This window comes from Aggregatibacter actinomycetemcomitans DSM 8324 (assembly GCF_000372365.1).
In the GTDB taxonomy this organism is placed as follows: Bacteria; Pseudomonadota; Gammaproteobacteria; order Enterobacterales; family Pasteurellaceae; genus Aggregatibacter; species Aggregatibacter actinomycetemcomitans.
In genome coordinates, this window is the sequence record NZ_AQUU01000002.1 from 112,872 (window position 1) to 132,426 (window position 19,555).

At 44.7% G+C, this 19,555-nt stretch carries 16 protein-coding genes; 13 read left to right on the forward strand and 3 right to left on the reverse strand.

The genetic code is table 11. The features are described 5' to 3' along the window. Window positions 1–219: 219 nt before the first annotated feature. Together A3CS_RS0101735 and A3CS_RS0101740 are read left to right on the forward strand one after the other, a co-directional pair. The gene (locus A3CS_RS0101735; protein ID WP_005544937.1) at window positions 220–1,068 is read left to right on the forward strand and encodes a glycosyltransferase family 25 protein; all 849 of its coding nucleotides are present in this window, start codon (window positions 220–222) and stop codon (window positions 1,066–1,068) included. Between the two features lie 8 nt (window positions 1,069–1,076). Next, window positions 1,077–2,081 (forward strand): capsular polysaccharide synthesis protein, encoded by a 1,005-nt coding sequence (locus tag A3CS_RS0101740; RefSeq protein ID WP_012820859.1) that lies wholly within the window; start codon window positions 1,077–1,079, stop codon window positions 2,079–2,081. A gap of 6 nt (window positions 2,082–2,087) precedes the next feature. Here the strand turns inward: A3CS_RS0101740 and yibB are convergent, their stop codons facing one another. After that, window positions 2,088–2,951: a protein YibB gene (gene yibB / locus A3CS_RS0101745; protein ID WP_005542853.1), complete on the reverse strand. Its 864-nt coding sequence runs from the start codon at window positions 2,949–2,951 to the stop codon at window positions 2,088–2,090. 226 nt (window positions 2,952–3,177) lie between these two features. Here yibB and priA point away from each other — a divergent pair, with 226 nt between their 5' ends. From priA to A3CS_RS0101800, 11 genes are all read left to right on the forward strand, one after another. Beyond that, complete coding sequence (priA, locus tag A3CS_RS0101750; RefSeq protein WP_169331096.1) at window positions 3,178–5,376, forward strand: primosomal protein N'; 2,199 nt, start codon at window positions 3,178–3,180, stop codon at window positions 5,374–5,376. Between the two features lie 109 nt (window positions 5,377–5,485). Continuing rightward, window positions 5,486–6,298, forward strand: coding sequence for a cell division protein FtsN (gene ftsN, locus A3CS_RS0101755; protein ID WP_019518178.1), 813 nt, complete (start codon window positions 5,486–5,488; stop codon window positions 6,296–6,298). Between the two features lie 199 nt (window positions 6,299–6,497). Next, window positions 6,498–7,064, forward strand: coding sequence for a TetR/AcrR family transcriptional regulator (locus A3CS_RS0101760; protein ID WP_005544928.1), 567 nt, complete (start codon window positions 6,498–6,500; stop codon window positions 7,062–7,064). Between the two features lie 25 nt (window positions 7,065–7,089). Then, window positions 7,090–8,280: a multidrug efflux RND transporter periplasmic adaptor subunit AcrA gene (gene acrA, locus A3CS_RS0101765; protein WP_005544926.1), complete on the forward strand. Its 1,191-nt coding sequence runs from the start codon at window positions 7,090–7,092 to the stop codon at window positions 8,278–8,280. A gap of 13 nt (window positions 8,281–8,293) precedes the next feature. After that, a complete protein-coding gene (acrB, locus tag A3CS_RS0101770; protein ID WP_019518179.1) occupies window positions 8,294–11,392 on the forward strand; it encodes a multidrug efflux RND transporter permease subunit AcrB in 3,099 nt (1,032 codons plus the stop codon). Between the two features lie 153 nt (window positions 11,393–11,545). Beyond that, complete coding sequence (locus A3CS_RS0101775) at window positions 11,546–12,346, forward strand: class I SAM-dependent methyltransferase (protein WP_005544922.1); 801 nt, start codon at window positions 11,546–11,548, stop codon at window positions 12,344–12,346. 652 nt (window positions 12,347–12,998) lie between these two features. Next, a complete protein-coding gene (gene corA / locus A3CS_RS0101780; RefSeq protein WP_005540755.1) occupies window positions 12,999–13,946 on the forward strand; it encodes a magnesium/cobalt transporter CorA in 948 nt (315 codons plus the stop codon). A gap of 15 nt (window positions 13,947–13,961) precedes the next feature. Continuing rightward, entirely contained in the window at window positions 13,962–14,522 is a 561-nt protein-coding gene (locus tag A3CS_RS0101785) for a YggT family protein (protein ID WP_005540756.1), read from the forward strand. Window positions 14,523–14,547: 25 nt separating this feature from the next. Then, window positions 14,548–14,841 carry a DUF167 family protein YggU gene (yggU, locus tag A3CS_RS0101790; RefSeq protein ID WP_005544919.1) on the forward strand — a complete coding sequence of 98 codons (294 nt, stop codon included), beginning with the start codon at window positions 14,548–14,550 and terminating at the stop codon, window positions 14,839–14,841. Window positions 14,842–14,957: 116 nt separating this feature from the next. Next, a complete protein-coding gene (locus A3CS_RS0101795) occupies window positions 14,958–15,617 on the forward strand; it encodes an NAD(P)H-dependent oxidoreductase (RefSeq protein ID WP_005544916.1) in 660 nt (219 codons plus the stop codon). A 64-nt stretch (window positions 15,618–15,681) separates the two neighbouring features. Continuing rightward, a complete protein-coding gene (locus A3CS_RS0101800) occupies window positions 15,682–17,655 on the forward strand; it encodes an LTA synthase family protein (protein WP_019518180.1) in 1,974 nt (657 codons plus the stop codon). A gap of 169 nt (window positions 17,656–17,824) precedes the next feature. On the opposite strand, the gene pgeF is transcribed toward A3CS_RS0101800, so the two are convergent. Together pgeF and rluD are read right to left on the reverse strand one after the other, a co-directional pair. Next, entirely contained in the window at window positions 17,825–18,550 is a 726-nt protein-coding gene (gene pgeF / locus A3CS_RS0101805; protein ID WP_019518181.1) for a peptidoglycan editing factor PgeF, read from the reverse strand. Between the two features lies 1 nt (window position 18,551). Next, the gene (gene rluD / locus A3CS_RS0101810; protein WP_005544910.1) at window positions 18,552–19,526 is read right to left on the reverse strand and encodes a 23S rRNA pseudouridine(1911/1915/1917) synthase RluD; all 975 of its coding nucleotides are present in this window, start codon (window positions 19,524–19,526) and stop codon (window positions 18,552–18,554) included. Between the last annotated feature and the right edge of the window lie 29 nt (window positions 19,527–19,555).

Below are 19,555 nucleotides of genomic sequence, written 5' to 3' on the forward strand. Positions count from 1 at the left end.
AATCGCAGAAGCAATCCCTGACACCGCACGAGATTAATATTACGCCATTCTAAAATGGCACGTTTGTGTGTAAGGCTGCGAATTTTACAGAAAAAAAAAGCGCAATTCAAGCAGCACCATGTGGCTGCGAGGTTATCTTTTTATGAGCAGAGCTATTCATTTCATTGTCTTAAGATAGTAAGATAGCGCCTAACCTAAGGCACAATTTCATGTATCTCTATGAATTCCACGGAAAATAAAAATTTTGTTATCAGCATTTCGACGGCTGAACAACGCAGAAACCACATTATTGAACAATTTACTCATCAAAATATTCCCTTTGAATTTTTTGATGCTTTTACGCCATCCGATAAATTGACCGATCATTTGCAGCGCTATCTTCCGAATGTTGCGAACGCCGCTCAGCTCACCATGGGAGAAAAAGGCTGTTTAATGAGCCACTTCATGCTGTGGAAGAAATGTATTGATGAAAACTTAGACTACGTTACGCTTTTTGAAGATGATATTTTGCTTGGTGAAAATGCCAATAAGTTTCTTGCCGAAGATGAGTGGCTAAAAGTGCGGTTCAATTTTCAAGAGATTTTTGTCCTGCGTTTGGAAACCTTTCTCATGCCTGTTCAGCTTGAAAAACAAGCGCAGATTCCTCCTTTTCAGCAACGTGATATTGATATTTTAACGTCCAAGCATTTTGGCACGGCAGGATATGTAATATCTCAAGGCGCGGCTAAATATCTCATTGCGTTGTTTGAAAAGCTTACCACAGAAGAAATTAAACCGATTGATGAAATAATGTTTAATCAACAGATTAACGCTACCGACTATCGGGTATATCAATTGAATCCAGCAATTTGTGTTCAGGAATTACAATTAAATCAAGAGGCAAGCTTATTAGTGAGCAATTTGGAACAAGAAAGAAAAAATAAACCTAAAATACGAAAAAAGAAAACATTAAAACAACGCCTATCCCGAATAAAAGAGAATATTATACGGGCAATAAATAAAGAAAAATGGAAAGAACAGCAACGCATTAGGGAAATACTAGGTAAAGAAATAGTTCGTTTTATGTAGATGATATTATGAAAAAAGAATATTCCTCACTCTCAACTTTGTTTTCATCTAATGCAACATTTTTTAATGTTATTCATAGAATAAGCAATAAACCTTATAAAATATTCTATACCGGTTTGATTCCAAAACCGATTCGTAGATGGCTCGCCAAAAAAGCTAATTTATCTCAACAAAATCATGTTGCAAATTGTTGGAAAGAGGTCATTTCCCTTTATCTTAATGGTGAATTAGATGAAATTATGGTTAAGCCTAAAAAGGATTTAGGGAATAAGAAAATCATTTGGCAATATTGGGGACAGGGTTGGGAAAGTGAAGAATTGCCTGATATTGTTAAAATCTGTCGTCGTTCAGTTCAAGAAAATAAAGGTGATTATGAGGTCATCTATCTGGATGATAAAAATTTGATTGAATATATTGAATTTCCTGATTTCGTTTCTGAAAAAAGAAAGAATCCTAATTTTCGTCATGCATTTTTCTCAGACCTGCTTAGGTTAGCTTTGTTGGAATGCTATGGTGGAATATGGGTTGATGCAACAATTTTATTTACAGCACCTATTACAAAACAATTAGGCAGTTCAGATTTTTTCATGTTTTCTCGAAGCCCTAAAGCAACTAATAAGGCAATGTGGAAGAATCTAAATAGAGAGTATTTTTTATGGGATAAAGAAAGTCGGGTAAATATTTTAAATAGCTTTATTATCTCTAAAAAAGGAAATGTAACAATACATATCTTACTTCAGTTGCTATTATTTTTTTGGAAAACACAGGAGAATATTCCTCACTACTTCTTTTTTCAAATCCTCTTCGATAAGCTAAAAAAAGAAAATTTGATTGAAGAGTTTGAATTGGTTGATGATACTTTGCCACATTTATTATTTTCTGAGTTGAATAATCCTTTTGATAGAAATAAGTTAGATAAGATTACAGCAAAATGTAATCAGCATAAACTAACTTATTTAGCAAAGTGTGAGACAGGTAGTTTTTATGCGTATTTAAAAAATAAATACCAGTAGATTAAGTTAGATAAATATATCTTTTATTTTTTCTTTTAATGATATTTTACTGGTTTTATCATATTTTCTAAATATATGAAACCAATTGTCTTTTCCTAAGTAATTTAGTTTATAATTATCCTTTTTATTAAAAATGCACATTAGATAAACACCTTGGTCATCATCTACTATTTGTGTTCTAAGTAACCTCTTTTGTGTGGATAAAATATCTTTAAAGAAAATTTTCCATTGTTCTCTTGAACTGACTATTACGCTACCAATAACATATATAATATTATTAAACATTGCATGATAAACATCTTCTTTTGATTTTAGTTTATAATTTTTTCTTATTGTAAAAAAGTTTACTTTATTTAGTTCAAAATTATACTGCCATTCTTTGATATTATTCAGCGTTTCATCGTTTCTTACATATCCAAAATCTACCCATGCTACAAGTTCGGTTTTAACTAGTTTTGACTTTATTGCCTTATATAAAAAGTATGGTTTTAAGTTATTTATTAAGACATATTCTGGAAGCCAATACTCAAGGTTCTTGATCACTTCTGGATTGATTTTAGAAGTAAAGCTTTCACTTTTTTGAATATTTTTAATTGAATCTAAGGTTTTACGAAATTTATTAATATCAAACGGGATAATTGTTGTAGGTTTGGTTCCTCTGATATTCTTTACTCTCTCAATATGCTCGTAACTTGTAAAAACTACCATTGGATTATCTAAAGTTGCCAGTTTGGTAAAATATTCAAAATAGGTATCATTTGTTCTGGTGAGGTAACTAGGAAATTCTTCTTTTGATTGGAGGTTACCCCTACCAATATCAAAGAATGCTGTTACTATTGTAATTGATTGATTTTCATTGTGATTTTTCATGGATTGATACTCAAAAGAGGGAAATATAAATTTTCATATTTGCTTCTTAGCTAAGATGCTTTTTCATTCATCCCGTACGCATTTCTTGCTCCTTAAATTTGACGGTATTTTATCCCTTATCCAAGTGAAATTAAACCCCAAACAACAGAGCTATTCTCCCCCAAATAGACAACAATCCCCCAAAATGCTATATTCCGAACCCATTTTATTCACTGAATTTCCGTCCATGTCATTTGCCCGAATTGCGCTTCCTGTGCCGTTACATCGCTATTTTGATTATATCCTGCCGACGTCGCTGAATGTTGTCGTGGGGGCGCGGGTGTGGGTGCCGTTTGGGACGCAGAAACGTGTTGGCGTGGTGGTTGAGGTGGCGGAGCAGTCGGATGTGTCTATGGAGCAGTTGAAACCGGTTCAGGCTTATCTTGATGAGGTTTCCTTATTTTCCCCGCAAAGTTGGCAGTTTTTGCAGTGGGCAGCGGGGTATTATCACGCGCCCTTGGGGGAAGTGTTGTCGCAGGCGTTGCCGGTGAAATTGCGGCAGGGCGAAAGTGCGGTGGAAAAACCAAGTGTTTTTTGGAAACCGACCGCACTTGGTGAGCAGGCATTGACGCAGGGTTTATTGAAACGCGCGAAGAAGCAGCTTGAAGCGTTGCAGGCGGCGAATGATTTGCCGGAAAAAGGCAATAACCCTTTTAGTGCGGCGATTTGGTCGGCGCTGAAAGCCAAAGATTACGTCACGGAAGTTATTCTGGAAACGGAAATCCAAACCTGGCAGCAACAATTAGGCGATAAGCCGCTTGTGAATAAGGCGGATCGTTTAACGTTAAACAAGCCGCAAGCGTTAGTGTTCAGTCAGTTGAAATTTACTCAGGGTTTTGTCCCGTGGTTGTTGGACGGCGTGACGGGTTCCGGCAAAACAGAAATCTATTTGCAATTTATCGAAGATATTTTGCAGCAGGGCAAGCAGGTGCTGGTGTTGGTGCCGGAAATCGGTTTAACGCCACAAACGGTACGGCGTTTTCAGGCGCGTTTTAATGTGGTCATTGACGTGCTGCATTCCAATTTGAACGATACTCAGCGTTTGCAGGTGTGGCAGCGGGCGCGCAATGGGCAAAGTGCGGTCGTTATCGGCACCCGATCTGCGTTGTTCACGCAATTCGCCGAGTTGGGCGCGATTATTATTGATGAAGAACATGATGCCTCTTTCAAACAGCAGGACGGCTGGCGTTATCACGCGCGCGATTTGGCGATTGTGTATGCGAAACAGCTGAATATCCCGATTTTAATGGGATCGGCAACGCCAAGTTTGGAAAGTCTGAATAACGTGCAAAGCGGTAAATATCGCCATTTGTCGTTGTCGGAAAAAGCCAATAATTCCACCGCACTTAAACAGCAGATTATCGATTTAAAACGTCAACCTATTCACAATGGGCTGTCCGATGTGTTGTTAAAACGTATGCAGGCGCATTTGGAAAAAGGCAATCAGGTGTTGCTATTTCTGAATCGGCGCGGTTTTGCGCCGGTACTGTTGTGCCACGAATGCGGCTGGATGGCGGAATGTCGCCACTGCGATAAACCTTACACTTATCATCAGCAACATCATGTGTTGCGCTGCCATCATTGTGCTTCACAAAAGCCGATTCCACGCCAATGCGGCAATTGCGGTTCCACCCAATTAATCACCACGGGCTTAGGCACGGAACAACTGGAAGCGACGTTAAAAGAGGCGTTCCCTAACTACGGCATTGCCCGTATCGACCGCGACACAACGGCACGTAAAGGCAAGCTGGAAGACTATTTGGAAGATATTAACCAAGGCAAAAGCCAAATTCTTATCGGCACCCAAATGCTGGCGAAAGGGCATCATTTCCCGAATGTCACCTTAGTGGCATTGGTGAATGTGGATAGTGCTTTGTTTTCATTGGATTTTCGTGCGGAAGAACGATTGGCACAGCTTTATATGCAGGTGGCGGGACGTGCAGGGCGCGGTTCGCAACAAGGGGAAGTGTTATTACAAACCCATTACCCCGAACACCCGTTACTGCAAAGTCTGTTACAAAAAGGCTATAGCCAATTTGCGCAAAATGCCTTGGCGTTGCGTAAAAGTATAGGCTTGCCGCCTTTCGGTTCGCAGGCATTATTCAAAGCGCAAAGCCGTTATAGCGAAGAAGCTGAACAATTGCTGGCGCAGTTTGTCGAATATTTACAACAGATTAAGCGAAACACGGCGCCCGAGTTGCAAATTCTCGGCCCGATGCCGGCGCCGTTCAGTAAAAAAGCGGGGCAATATCGTTGGCAGCTATTGTTGCAGCATCCTTCCAGAGCGGCGTTGCAGCAGGTGTTGACGGAATTTTGGCGTTATCAGGGCGATCAACCCACAAAAGTGCGGTGGATTTTAGACGTGGATCCGTTGGATCTGAGTTAGTTTATTCGCGATTGCGGTAGTCAATGGCACAATTTTTGCGTAGAATTATCGGCGTTTTTTATCATTGTGATTTCATTGTTCATTTGGTTTTATTGAGACAGGTTTTATTGTGGCACAACGTGATTACGCCGCCCGCAATGGCGCGAAGAAAAAGAAGAAACAGAAAAAAAGTAATAAACCCCTATTATTTGTCATTGCCGGCGTGATTGTGGCGGCGTTTGCATTCGGTCTTTATTTATTAAAAGAAAAAGCGCCGGAACCGGTGGTGCAACCGGTAGAAACCATAGAAAAAACGCAACCGAAAAGCGTGTTACCGAATCGTCCGGAAGAAGTGTGGAGCTATATTAAAGCCTTGGAAACCCGCACTGTGCCTATTGATGACAACCCGAAATCGTTAGATAAAAATATGCGTTTAACGGAAGAACAACGCAAGATTTTACAGGCAATGGAAAAAGAACAGAAACAGGCAGAGCTGGCGAAAACCAAAGCGGCAGAAGCTCAACAACAAGCGGCACAACAGTCTGGTCAATTTACAGCGCAGCAACCGCCGCAACAACAACCAAAACCGCAGCCTCAAGTGGTAGAAGCGAAGAAAGCTACACCACCGAGAGAAGAGAAAAAAGCGGAGCAAACGGTGAAAGCCGAATCAACAAAGAAACCTGAACCGCAACCTGCGCCACCGCAAACCCCGGCATCCAATGGCGGCGAGCGAAAATACGGTTTACAATGCGGTGCTTTCAAAAACAAAGGGCAAGCAGAAAATTTACAGGCGCGTCTGGCGATACTCGGCTTGCCGGCGAGGGTGAATGAAAGTGCCGATTGGAACCGCGTGGTGGTTGGTCCGGCAGGTGATCGTAATGCCGCGGTGAAGATGCAGGAAAAAGCCAAAAGCGTGATTAGTTGCGTAGTTATCGGGATGTAATCGTCAAGATGAATGAGAAAGTGCGGTAAAAAATCACCGCACTTTTTTTATTTTCAGCTTGCCAAACAAGAAAAAATCAATAAAATGAACGAACGTTCATTCAGCGCAATGTATTGACTGTTTGTAACCTACCTAAATGTGCGATTTGAAAAAAATTTTCACCGCACTTCTAACGATTAACTCAATTTATTAATTTACTATGAATCAATCTGAAACGGATATGATCGAGCGGATTTTTACTGCCACCGATGCATTAATGGCAACGGTGGGGCTGCCAAACTTGTCTATGCACAAGATTGCCAGAGAAGCAAAAATCTCGCCGGGGACGATTTATATTTATTTTAAAAATAAAGAGGAATTGCTGACCCAGTTTGCCCGATATATTTTTCAAAATTTCCAGGATGTGTTGAAGGAAGGCTATGATGAGAGGCAGCCGTTTTTTCAGCAATATCGAAAAATGTGGTGGAATATTTGGCATTTCTTAGAAGCGGAACCTACTATCATGGCGAATATGGGGCAATACGAGTCTTTGCCGGGCTTTTCCGATATTTGTCAAAAATGGGAAAGTGACAGCATCTGGTATCATTTTTGCGTCAAAGCAAAGGCGGCGGGAGAACTGGCTGATGTGCCTCCTCCTATTTTATTTGCGATTTCATTGGAAAGTGCTTTCAATATCGCCTTTAAATGCCGACATTTTTGCGCGCAGGTTTCAATGGAAATGCTGGAGGCCGTCATTGAACGGACTTGGCTTGCTATTAAAAATTAATTCAAGAAATAGTTACGGAGTTTTTATGAGTTCAGCTCAAATCAACAGACCAAAGCGTTCCCATGTGTTCTTTTTGAAACTGGCTTTGGGTGTATTCGTATTACTTTTTGCCGCAATGATTGTGATGAATTATATGAAATCAAAAGGCATTGCGGATTTCCTTGCCAATCAAGGCGAATCCCCGTCACCGGTGACAGCAATGACTGTTACTTCGCAACAGTGGACACCGGTTATTGAAACCACCGGTCTGGTGCGTCCGAACCAAGGGGCTATATTAAGTGCACAAAGTGCGGGTACGATTTCAAAAGTTTTAGTGGAGAACGGACAAAACGTCAAGAAAGGTGATGTGTTGGTGGAATTAGATAGTTCCGTTGAACGCGCCGGTTTACGGGCTGCCGAAGCGCAAGTGATTTCGTTGCGTCAAACCTATCAACGTTATGCGAATCTGGCAAAAAGCGGTGGCGTTTCCCGCCAGGAATTGGATAACGCCAAAGCAGCGTATGATGCGCAGGTTGCCAATGTGGAATCTTTAAAAGCCACCGTTGAGCGTCGCCAAATCCTTGCACCGTTTGACGGCAAGGCGGGTATTGTGAAAGTGAATGTGGGGCAATATGTATCAAACGGCACCGAAATCGTGCGTGTGGAAGACCGCAGTTCCATGAAAGTGGATTTTTCCATTGCACAAAATTTGTTGGATGAATTACGTCTTGGTCAAAAAGTGACTGCCACTGCCGATGCCCGCTTAGGGGAAACCTTTGCTGCGAAAGTGACTGCTATCGAACCGGCAATCAGTTCTTCTACCGGTTTAGTTGATGTGCAAGCCACATTCGAGCCGGAGGATGGAGTGAAATTATTATCCGGTATGTTTACCCGTTTAAACGTGGCATTGCAGACGGAATACGATCAAATCGTGGTGCCGCAAGTGGCGGTGAGCTACAACATGTATGGCGAATCACTTTATATTTTGACCGCACTTTCTGATGAAGAAAAATTCGCCTCAAAAGGCGATGTAAACAAAATGTACCGCGCCCATCAAATCACCGTATTTACCAAAGATCGCCAAGGCATCTATTCTCAATTAAAAGGCGATGAAGTGAAAATCGGCGATAAAATCATTACCGGCGGTCAGCAAAGTTTAAGCAACGGCTCGTTAGTGATTGTTGTGGATAAACAAGGCGTGGGTACCACTCAACCGGCAAGTAAAACTAACCTCTAATTAGGACCAGCGAATGAAATTTACCGATATATTTATTCGACGCCCGGTACTTGCGGTTTCAATCAGCCTGTTAATTATCATTCTTGGGTTGCAGGCGATTTCCAAATTGACGGTGCGTGAATACCCTAAAATGACCACAACCGTAATTCAGGTTTCCACAGTGTATCCCGGTGCAGATGCCAACTTGATCCAGGCATTTGTAACTTCGAAGCTGGAGGAAGCGGTGACGCAGGCAGATAACGTGGATTATATGTCTTCCTCTAGTAGCCCGAGCAGCTCTACCATTACGGTAAAAATGAAATTAAATACTGACCCGAACGCATCACTTGCCGATGTGTTGGCGAAGGTGAACTCGGTACGTTCCGAGTTGCCAAAGGGGATAGAAGACCCGACAGTGAGCTCATCAACCGGTGGTTCGGGGATTATGTATATTAGCTTCCGCTCCGGTAAATTAGATGCCAGCCAGGTGACCGACTACATTGAACGTGTGGTAAAACCGCAGTTCTTCACCGTTGAAGGGGTGGCGAGCGTGCAAATTTTCGGGGCCTCCGAATATGCGCTGCGTATTTGGTTGGATCCGCAAAAAATGGCGGCGCAAAATCTTTCCGCGACACAAGTGATGTCCGCCTTGTCGGCAAATAACGTGCAAACGGCGGCAGGTAACGATAACGGTTTTTATGTGGTATATAAAAACAAAGTGGATACCACCACGAAATCCGTGTATGAATTAAGCAAACTTATTGTGTATTCCAGTGGCGATAAATTGGTTCGCTTACGTGATATTGCGGATATTGAATTGAATAAATCCAGCGATACCGCCCGTGCGGTGGCGAATGGTGCCGATTCGGTGGTGTTGGCGATTAATCCGACCTCTTCCGCAAACCCGTTAACCGTAGCAGAAAAAATTCTGCCGTTGTATGAAAACATTAAAAATAACCTGCCGGATGCCATTCAAACCGACATTTTGTATGACCGCACTATTGCTATCAATAACTCCATTGATGAAGTGGTGAAAACCATCATTGAAGCGACCATTATCGTGTTAGTGGTGATTACCATGTTTATCGGTTCCTTCCGTGCGATTTTGATTCCGGTGATTACCATTCCGATTTCCCTTATCGGAGTAATCATGATGCTGCAAACCTTGGATTTCTCCATTAACCTGATGACCTTGCTTGCCTTGATTTTGGCGATTGGGTTGGTGGTGGATGATGCCATTGTGGTATTGGAAAACGTTGACCGTCACATTAAACTGGGCGAAACCCCATTCCGCGCAGCGATTATCGGGACCCGTGAAATTGCCGTGCCGGTGATTTCTATGACTATCGCTTTGATTGCGGTGTATTCTCCGATGGCATTGATGGGCGGGATTACCGGTACGTTATTTAAAGAGTTTGCTTTAACCCTTGCCGGTGCGGTGTTCATTTCCGGTATCGTGGCATTAACTCTGTCGCCGATGATGACCAGTAAATTACTGAAAGCACACGATCAACCAAGTAAATTGGAAGAACGTGTGAACCGCACTTTAACGAGGGTTAACAATATTTACGCATACATTTTGGATTTAGTGATGCAAAACCGTAAATGTATGTTGGTGTTCGCTGCTATTATTTTTGCGACCCTGCCGGTGTTGTTTAAATCGCTATCCAGCGAGTTGACGCCGGCGGAAGATAAGGGCGCATTCTTGGCAATCGGTTCTGCACCTTCTAACGTGAACGTGGATTATGTGCAAGCTGCCATGGCACCGTACCAGGAAATTCTGACCAACACGCCTGAAGTGCAGTTCGCCATGACCATTTCCGGTGTGCCGAGTTCCAACCAATCTCTTAACGTAGTGACCTTAAAAGACTGGAGCGAACGTTCCAAGAGTCAGGCGCAAGTATTGGAAGAATTGAACAACAAAGCGAAATCCATTCCGGAAGTGTCCGTCAGTGGCTTCGCTTTCCCGGAAATTAACACCGGAGAACAAGGACCACCAATTGGTTTTATCATTAGTACATCACAAGGTTATAATGATTTGGCAAGTGTTGCCGGTAAATTTTTGGAAGCGATGCAAAAATCAGGTAAATTCGTTTACACGAACTTGGATTTGAAATTTGATACGGCACAAATGCACATTAAAATAGACCGTGAAAAAGCCGGTACTTACGGCATCACCATGCAACAAATCAGTGCCACATTGGGTAGTTTTCTTTCTGCAGCAACGGTTGAGCGGGTAGATATTGACGGTCGCGCCTATAAAATTATTTCACAGGTAAAACGTGAAAATCGTTTATCGCCGGAAAGCTGGAAAAATTATTATGTCAGCGCAGCCAACGGCAAATCTGTACCGTTAAGTAGCCTGGTTACTATGTCATTAGAACCGCAGCCAAGCTCATTACCACGTTTCAGCCAGTTGAACTCTGCTGTAATCAGTGCTGTGCCAATGCCGGGTTCTTCCATCGGGGATGCCATCCAATGGTTGCAAGACAACGCCCAAGAGTTATTACCACAAGGCTATAACTACGATTTTAAAGGCGAAGCGCGTCAGTTGGTACAAGAGGGCAATGCCTTAGCGGTGACCTTCGTGTTGGCGGTGGTTATCATCTTCTTGGTGCTGGCGATTCAGTTTGAATCCATTCGTGACCCATTGGTGATCATGATTTCCGTACCGCTGGCAATTAGTGGTGCGTTGTTGGCACTCAACTTCTTCGGCTTTATTGGCGTGGCGGGCAGTACCCTGAACATTTATTCGCAGGTGGGCTTGATTACGCTGGTGGGCTTGATCACCAAACACGGTATTTTGATGTGTGAAGTGGCGAAAGAAGAACAGTTAAACCACGGTAAAACCCGTATTGAAGCCATTACCGAGGCGGCGAAAGTGCGGTTGCGTCCGATTCTGATGACTACCGCTGCGATGATTGCCGGTCTTATTCCGTTGCTTTACGCAACCGGTGCCGGCGCGGTGTCCCGTTTCAGTATCGGTATCGTCATCGTTGCCGGTTTGGCAATCGGTACGCTGTTCACCTTGTTCGTGTTGCCGGTGATTTATTCTTACATCGCAAGCGAACACAAACCGCTACCGGAATTTGATGAAAACATCAAACCGATTGAAGGTGAGATAAATCATTAACCAGAATTGTTTGTAGAACCGACCGCACTTTTGAGCAATCAAAGTGCGGTTTTTTTATAGCGTAAATCCTGCTCACGTTATATTTAAAAGCATATAGCATTGCAGTAAAATTCATTCTCGAAGACGACCGCACTTTTAGGAGTAGGAAAAAACATGACTATTGACGACATTGATTTTAACGAACTCTATAAACAACATCTTATCGCCTGCCATCATTACAATTTGCCATCGGAAAAATGGGATAAAAAGGCGACGAAAATGGCGGAAAATCCGGTAGGCAAAACCAGTCGTTACAATCAGCAATTGCTGCAAACCATACAGGTGCAGTCGCATGAAACCGTGCTCGACATCGGTTGCGGACCGGGCACCTTTGCCCTTCCTTTGGCGCAACAATGCCGACAGGTTTACGCGTTGGATTACAGCGTGGGGATGCTTGATGTGCTGGCGGATTATAAGCAAAAGCTGCAACTGGAAAATGTCACCTTAATTCACCGTTCCTGGGTGGAGGATTGGGCAGATGTGCCGCAGGCGGATGTGGTTTTAGCGTCGCGTTCCACTTTGGTGGATGATTTGGACGATATGATCGACAAACTTCGCACCAAAGCGAAAAAACGCGTTTATCTTACGTCTATCACACAACGGCATTTTTTAGATGAAGGGGTTTTCAGCGCCATCGGGCGCGAAGACATCGGCTTTCCGAGTTACATTTATTTGCTTAATCGGCTTTACCAAAAAGGCATTCAAGCCAATCTGAATTTCATCGAAACGGAATCCGGTCGTTTTATGGGCGAGACCTACGAGGATTTACTCAACTCCGTCGAATTTTCGTTAGGACAGTTGAGTGAAAAAGAAAAACAGGGGCTGGCGGCGTTTTATCGTCAAAAACAACAGAACAACGAACCCATTGCGCACGGACAACACAAATGGGCACTGATTTGGTGGAAGGTGGAATAAAAAAGTGCTCATAATCAAGGCCGGCTTGGTTGTTCCCCTTTTGGGCCGTCGGCATAGCCGACGTTTAAAAGCGTTGCTTGTTGTGCAGTCGGTTTTTCCGGTGTTTTTTAGAGGATTATCAAACCCACCTTATGCTTATTTCGAAAATTCAATTCAACCTGTCTAAAGTCCGTACAAAAAATAGCGTGCCGGCTTTGGTGGTTGTGCATTAAATTCCATAGTATTGTCCTATGTCTGAAAGGTTTCGTTAGGAGGGCTTGTTGTAGAGAAGCCAATTTGATTTTTCAAAGCATAACGCCTTGACGAATCAGGCGTTCAGGCGTAACATTGCGCGCGATTTAGTAACAAGAGGACACACACTTTGGACAGTCACAGTCGATACCGAACGGAGTTTTCACTGTAACTATCGCCCGTCTCACTTATCGGCGATAGTTTCGCGGGTAAGTATCTTTTACCTTTCTCTTTTTCGGCATCTTTTTCGCCAAACGAAAATTTGCAAAAGATTCATCTATTACAGCTCACTTTTTTGTCGTTAGCTTTTTGTCGTTAAAAAACACGCGTAAAAACGACCGCCCTTTCGTTGTTGTCTGTAATTTATTCGTTTGATCGTTGTTCATCGCGTTGTGCATTATCCAATCGGGAGTATGACAAAATGATAAATGCCTTTGCCCTTGAAGATGCTCGTCTGGTTCGCATTGACGAAACCACCGAGCCGTTAAATACCGCCATTTGGATCGATTTACTGGAACCGACCGTGGAAGAGCGTGACATGTTGCAGGAAAGTTTGGGTCAGAGTTTGGCATCCTTTCTGGAATTAGAAGACATCGAGGCATCTGCACGTTTTTTTGAAGACGAAGACGGTTTGCACCTGCACTCGTTCTTTTATTGTGAAGATGAAAACGATTATGCGGATTTAGCCAGTGTGGCGTTCACCATTCGCGACGGGCGTTTGTTTACCCTGCGTGATCGCGAATTACCGGCGTTCCGTTTATATCGTATGCGTTCCCGTAATCAGCGTTTAATTGAATGTAATTCCTATGAATTATTGCTGGATTTGTTTGAAACTAAAATCGAGCAGCTGGCGGATGTGATTGAAAACGTGTACGCGGATTTGGAAAAATTAAGCCGTGTGGTGTTGGACGGCACCCAAGGGGAAGCCTTCGACGAAGCCCTGGCAACCTTAACGGAACAAGAAGACACCAGTTCCAAAGTGCGTTTGTGTTTGATGGATACGCAACGTGCGTTAAGTTTTTTGGTGCGCAAAACCCGCTTACCGGCGAACCAGTTGGAGCAGGCGCGTGAAATTTTACGAGACATTGAGTCCTTACAACCGCATAATGAATCCCTGTTCCAAAAAGTGAACTTCCTACTGCAAGCCGCGATGGGTTTCATTAATATTGAGCAGAACCGCATTATTAAAATCTTCTCCGTTGTGTCGGTAATTTTTCTACCGCCGACATTGGTGGCATCCAACTACGGCATGAACTTCAGCGATATGCCGGAGCTGGGACTGAAATTTGGTTATCCGATGGCATTGGGTTTAATGGCACTGGCGGCGTTTGCGCCGTATTGGTATTTCAAACGTAAAGGCTGGTTATAATTTTAAGGAAACAGCATGAATTCAATTCAATTTCTTATTGCGACGGCAATTAGCGTATATAGCTTCATTTTAATTTTACGCACTTGGTTTCAACTGGCGGGCGTGGATTTTTATAATCCGTTATCGCAAGCCTTAGTCAAAGCCACTCAGCCGGTGGTGGTGCCGTTAAGCAAATTGGCGCCGACGGTCAAGGGCGTGAACACCGCCGCTTTATTAGCGTGTTTTATTTTGGGATTGGTGAAATTCCCGTTGTTGAATCTGTTCGGCACCATCGGAGCCGCGTCCCTGTTTGAATATGCCATTATCGGCGTGTTAAGCGTGGTGCATAGTATCGGCGAAGCGATTTTTTATGTGTTGTTGGTGGGCGCTATTCTAAGCTGGTTTAATCGTGGCGCCGGTCAAACCCAATATCTTTTGTATCAATTAAGCGAACCGGTGTTACGCCCGGTTCGTAAAATCCTGCCGAATACCGGCATGATCGACTTTTCGCCGATGGTGGTAGTTTTTGTGTTGTACCTGCTTAATCGCGTGTTATACGACATGTTCGGCGGACTTTGGGTCGCCGCGGCGTTTTAAGGCAATCACTTCTAAGGTCAACAGCATGGCGGCAGTGGAACGAAAGGGCGCGGGTTTGCGCCTGAGAATTTTCTTACAACCGAAAGCCGCCAAAGATCAGATTGTCGGATTGCATGATGACGAATTGAAAATCAGCATTACCGCCCCGCCTGTAGATGGGCAGGCAAACGCCCATCTTCTCAAGTTCCTCAGTAAACTTTTCAAAGTACCGAAAAGCAGCATTGTATTGGAAAAAGGCGAACTTAATCGCCATAAACAGGTTCTAATTCCTAGTCCCAAAGTCATTCCGCCGCAAATTGAACCTTACTTAACGCCGTAAAAGTGCGGTCAAAAATGACAACGTTTTTACTGGACAGAAAACGAAATAAGCGGAAAATAAGCAGCCGAATGACAATTTATTCTTATTTCTCATTATGTTATTGAAAGGAGACTGCAATGAGCGTGACCAAACAGCAAGTATTAGACGCGTTCCATTTTCGTTGCGCCACGCGCTATTACGATCCCGCCCGCAAAATCAGCAAAGAAGATTTCGACTATATTTTAGAACTCGGTCGCTTGTCGCCAAGCTCGGTAGGCTCCGAACCTTGGCAGTTTTTAGTGATTCAAAATCCTGAATTACGTCAAGCTTTAAAACCGGTGAGCTGGGGCATGGCAACCCAACTGGACGACGCCAGCCATGTGGTAGTGATTTTAGCCAATAAAAAAGCCCGTTATGATTCGGAAGATTTTCGTAACAATTTATTACGTCGCGGCTTAAATGAAGAACAATTACAAAACGCGTTGGCGATTTATAAAAAGTTTCAAATAGAAGATATAAACGTCTTAGAAAACGACCGCACTTTATTCGACTGGGCAAGCAAACAGACCTATATTGCCCTTGCCAACATGATGACCGGCTCTGCACTTATCGGCATCGACAGCTGCCCGATTGAGGGCTTTAACTATGCGGAAGTAAACCGTATCCTGGCGCAAACCGGCGCTTATAATGCGGACAAATATGCGGTTTCCGTGGCGGCAACATTCGGCTATCGTGCCAAAGACATACGCCCGAAAGCACGCAAACCGCTTAATGAAATTGTTCATTGGATCGAATAAATTATGATGAATCCGTTCCTGCGCCAAAGCGCATGGGCGGATTTTTTGCATTTGGAGAATTGACATGTCACGTCAACTGTTTAAAACGGAAAAAATGCATTCTTTGCTGTATCCGATTTTTTTCTTTTGTCTTCTTAACCTGATTGTTTTCACCTTATCCCGTCTTGGGCTGTCTTTGTGGCAAATAGAGCGCGTCAACGCCGTCCACGGCTGGGGCGAACTGTTTTTACAAGGCTTACGTATGGACATTGTGTCCTTGTGCTACCTGTTCGGTGTGCCGGCACTATTCAGCGTATTGTTCTATCATGACAACACTTTAGGGCGTATCTGGAAAGGCATTTTACGCGTCTGGTTAACTGTCGGCAGCGTGTTCATTTTATTTATGGAACTCTCCACGCCCGCCTTCATCAATACCTACGATTACCGCCCGAACCGCCTGTTCATCGAATATTTGATTTACCCGAAAGAAGTGTTCACCATGCTGATGGAAGGGCATTTAAGTGCGGTCATTTTGAGCCTCGTTTTCACGGTAATTGCTGCGGTGGTTTATTGGAAGCTTGCCGGTCGCGCGGTGCGAGATATGCAGCCGATGAGTTGGAAATGGCGCCCGTTGGTGGCGTTATTGGTGATTGCCGTTAGTTTTCTCGGCGCCCGTTCCAGCCTGCAACATCGCGGCATTAACCCGGCGATGGTGGCATTTTCTTCCGACGCCATGGTCAATTCCTTGGTGCTGAATTCGGGCTATTCCGTGATTTATGCGGCACAGCAATTTAAAGACGAAGGCACGTCTTCCGAATCTTACGGCAAAATGGAAACGGCGGAAATGCTGGACATTATCAAGAAAAGCGGCAGCCGCCCGGTGGAGGCTTATATTTCCGATGAATTTCCGACGCTGACCCGTAATCAAGCCACTTATCAGGGCAAACCGAAAAATATCGTGATTATTCTGGAAGAAAGTTTCGGCGCGCAATTTATCGGCACCTTAGGCGGTTTGCCGCTTTCGCCGGCATTTGACAAACTGGCGCAGCAAGGCTGGCTTTTTGATAATTTATACGCCACCGGCACCCGCTCCGTACGCGGCATTGAAGCGGTGACTGCAGGCTTCACGCCAACACCGGCGCGCGCCGTGGTGAAACTGAATAACAGCCAAAACGGCTTTTTCACCTTAGCGCAATTATTAAGCCAACGGGGCTATGACACTTCCTTTATTTACGGCGGAGAAAAACACTTCGACAACATGGCGGGCTTTTTCTACGGCAACGGCTTCAAACGCATTATCGACCAAATGGATTATCAAAATCCGACCTTTACCGGCACCTGGAGCGTGAGCGACGAAGACCTGTTCACCAAAGCCAACGAGACCTTCACCCAATTACAAAAAGAAGGCAAGCCGTTCTTCAGTCTGGTGTTCAGTTCCAGCAACCATGACCCGTTTGAATTTCCAGACGGCAAAATTGAGCTTTACGAACAGCCAAAAGCCACCCGCAACAATGCGGCAAAATACGCCGATTACGCCATCGGGCATTTCTTCAAATTGGCGAAGGAATCTAATTACTGGAAAGACACCATTTTCTTGGTGATTGCCGACCACGACTCCCGCGTTGCCGGCGCCAGCCTGATGCCGATTAAACATTTCCACATCCCGGCGTTAATTCTGGGCGACGGCATTGCACCGCACCGCGATGACCGTTTGGTCAGCCAATTCGATATGCCGACCACTTTACTTTCCTTGGCGGGCATCAGCGGCGATTACCCGATGATCGGCTACGACCTCACTAAACCGAACGACCCGAACCGCGCCATCATGCAGTATGACCAAGTGCAGGCGCTCATGCGCGGCAACGACGTGGTGCTTCAGTTCCCGAAAGTGGGCGCCAAAACCTACCGCTATGACAAAAGCACTGAAACCTTAACGGAAGAGGAAGTCCCGCCAGCCATGGTGAAAGAAGCCTTGGCGCACGCGCTGTTAGGCAGTTATTTGTACAAACATCGCTTATACACCACCCCGGAAATCAAACAGACGGAAGGAAAGCGTTAATGTGGAGATAAAAAGTGCGGTCGAAATTCGCGATGGATTTTGAAATTGCCGTGGGTAAATTTACCCACGGTTACGCTTGGTTCAGCCCCTTTGGGGCTGTTTTCAATTTTCTAAGGGAGAATGATTACTTAATCCAGACTAACTCATCACTTGGATCAAAATGAGGATTTTATTCCCCAATCCAAATCACCGACGCCATTCTACCTGTGGCGTTATCCCGTCGATACGAAAAGAATTTATCCGCTTCAAGGTAAGTGCAATGTTTTCCACCACTGATTTGGGTGATGCCGAGGGCGTTGAGACGTTGGGTGGCGATTTGGTATAAGTTGCCGAGGAATTTGCCGTTTTCTTTCGGATCGGCGATGAATGCCTGTTTGGCGTTGGGATCCTGCGCCACGAATTGATCGATCACCTCCTGCCCCACTTGGAACGCAGTCGGTCCGATTGCCGGTCCTAACCAGGCTAATATTTCATCGGTCGGGCATCGGAATCGGGCGACGGTTTGTTCTAATATGCCATCACATAATCCGCGCCAACCGGCATGGGCGGCGGCGACTTCCGTGCCGTTTTGATTGGTAAATAATACGGGTAGGCAATCGGCGGTCATGACTAAACAGACTTGGTTCTGCTGGTCGGTGTAAACCGCGTCGGCATTAAGATCTTCACCCTGATAAGGCAGATTTAATACCTTGGTGCTGTGAATTTGGTTTAAGAAAACGGGCATTTGCGGCAGGTGAAACTTTTCCACCAATAAAGTGCGGTTGGTTTTCACGGCGTTTTTATCATCGCCCAAATTGAAGCTATCATAAGGCGCAAGGCTCACACCGCTGTGGCGTAGGGTGGTGAACGCCCGAATCTGCTGCGGTGCGTTCCAGTTGGGGTTGATTGCGTGCATATTAATAATCCAGTTCGTCTTTGTGTAACACATAGTCTGCTTTCAGGGCGGTGATTAATTCCACAAAATCCTCCGGCAGCGGCGCATACCATTCCATCATTTCACCACTAATCGGGTGTTGTAGGCGTAACATTACGGCGTGCAGCGCTTGGCGTTTGAAGTTGCGTAATACGCTCATCAGCTCCTCACTTGCATTTTTCGGTGGACGAGGACGACCGCCGTAAGTTTGATCGCCGAGTAACGGGTGGGCGATATGTGCCATGTGTACGCGAATTTGGTGGGTGCGTCCGGTTTCCAAACGCAGGCGCAGACGGGTGTAATCGCGGAAGCGCTCCATAATGCGATAGTGGGTCACTGCCGGTTTGCCCATCGGGTGTACCGCCATGTGCGTGCGTTTGGTGGGGTGGCGCGCCATGGGTTCGTCCACCGTGCCGCCTTTGGTCATGATACCGCAGGCAACCGCTTCATATTCGCGGATGATTTTGCGTTTTTGCAGGTCGCGCACCAACTGGGTTTGCGCGGGAATGGTTTTCGCCACCACCATTAAGCCGGTGGTGTCTTTGTCTAAACGGTGAACGATGCCGGCGCGCGGCACTTCGGCGATGGGCGGGTAATGGTATAACAACGCATTCAGCACCGTGCCGCTCGGATTGCCGGCGCCCGGGTGAACCACCAAATCTTTCGGCTTGTTGATAACCAAAATATCGTCGTCTTCATACACGATATTTAACGGAATATTTTCCGGCTCGAAGCGGGTTTCGTCTTCAATTTCTACGGTAATTTCAATTTGCTCGTCACCGTAAACTTTACTGCGCGGCACATTTTGCACAACACCGTTAACCAACACCAGATCTTCCTCGATCCAAGTCTTTAAGCGGGAGCGGGAGTAGTCGGGGAACAATTCCGCCAGGGTTTGGTCTAAACGTTGTCCCATTTGATGCGATTGCACGGTCGCCGATAGAGTAATTTGTGCCATAAATAAAAAATCCGTTAATCAAGTTTGCT

Coding starts and splice junctions, on each gene's coding strand:
- priA (WP_169331096.1), top strand. CDS start 3,178: ATGTCATTTGCCCGAATTGCGCTTCCTGTGCCGTTACATCGCTATTTT.
- rluD (WP_005544910.1), bottom strand. CDS start 19,526: ATGGCACAAATTACTCTATCGGCGACCGTGCAATCGCATCAAATGGGA.
- A3CS_RS0101740 (WP_012820859.1), top strand. CDS start 1,077: ATGAAAAAAGAATATTCCTCACTCTCAACTTTGTTTTCATCTAATGCA.
- A3CS_RS0101800 (WP_019518180.1), top strand. CDS start 15,682: ATGTCACGTCAACTGTTTAAAACGGAAAAAATGCATTCTTTGCTGTAT.
- corA (WP_005540755.1), top strand. CDS start 12,999: ATGATAAATGCCTTTGCCCTTGAAGATGCTCGTCTGGTTCGCATTGAC.
- yggU (WP_005544919.1), top strand. CDS start 14,548: ATGGCGGCAGTGGAACGAAAGGGCGCGGGTTTGCGCCTGAGAATTTTC.
- yibB (WP_005542853.1), bottom strand. CDS start 2,951: ATGAAAAATCACAATGAAAATCAATCAATTACAATAGTAACAGCATTC.
- A3CS_RS0101760 (WP_005544928.1), top strand. CDS start 6,498: ATGAATCAATCTGAAACGGATATGATCGAGCGGATTTTTACTGCCACC.
- acrB (WP_019518179.1), top strand. CDS start 8,294: ATGAAATTTACCGATATATTTATTCGACGCCCGGTACTTGCGGTTTCA.
- acrA (WP_005544926.1), top strand. CDS start 7,090: ATGAGTTCAGCTCAAATCAACAGACCAAAGCGTTCCCATGTGTTCTTT.
- A3CS_RS0101775 (WP_005544922.1), top strand. CDS start 11,546: ATGACTATTGACGACATTGATTTTAACGAACTCTATAAACAACATCTT.
- pgeF (WP_019518181.1), bottom strand. CDS start 18,550: ATGCACGCAATCAACCCCAACTGGAACGCACCGCAGCAGATTCGGGCG.
- A3CS_RS0101785 (WP_005540756.1), top strand. CDS start 13,962: ATGAATTCAATTCAATTTCTTATTGCGACGGCAATTAGCGTATATAGC.
- A3CS_RS0101795 (WP_005544916.1), top strand. CDS start 14,958: ATGAGCGTGACCAAACAGCAAGTATTAGACGCGTTCCATTTTCGTTGC.
- A3CS_RS0101735 (WP_005544937.1), top strand. CDS start 220: ATGAATTCCACGGAAAATAAAAATTTTGTTATCAGCATTTCGACGGCT.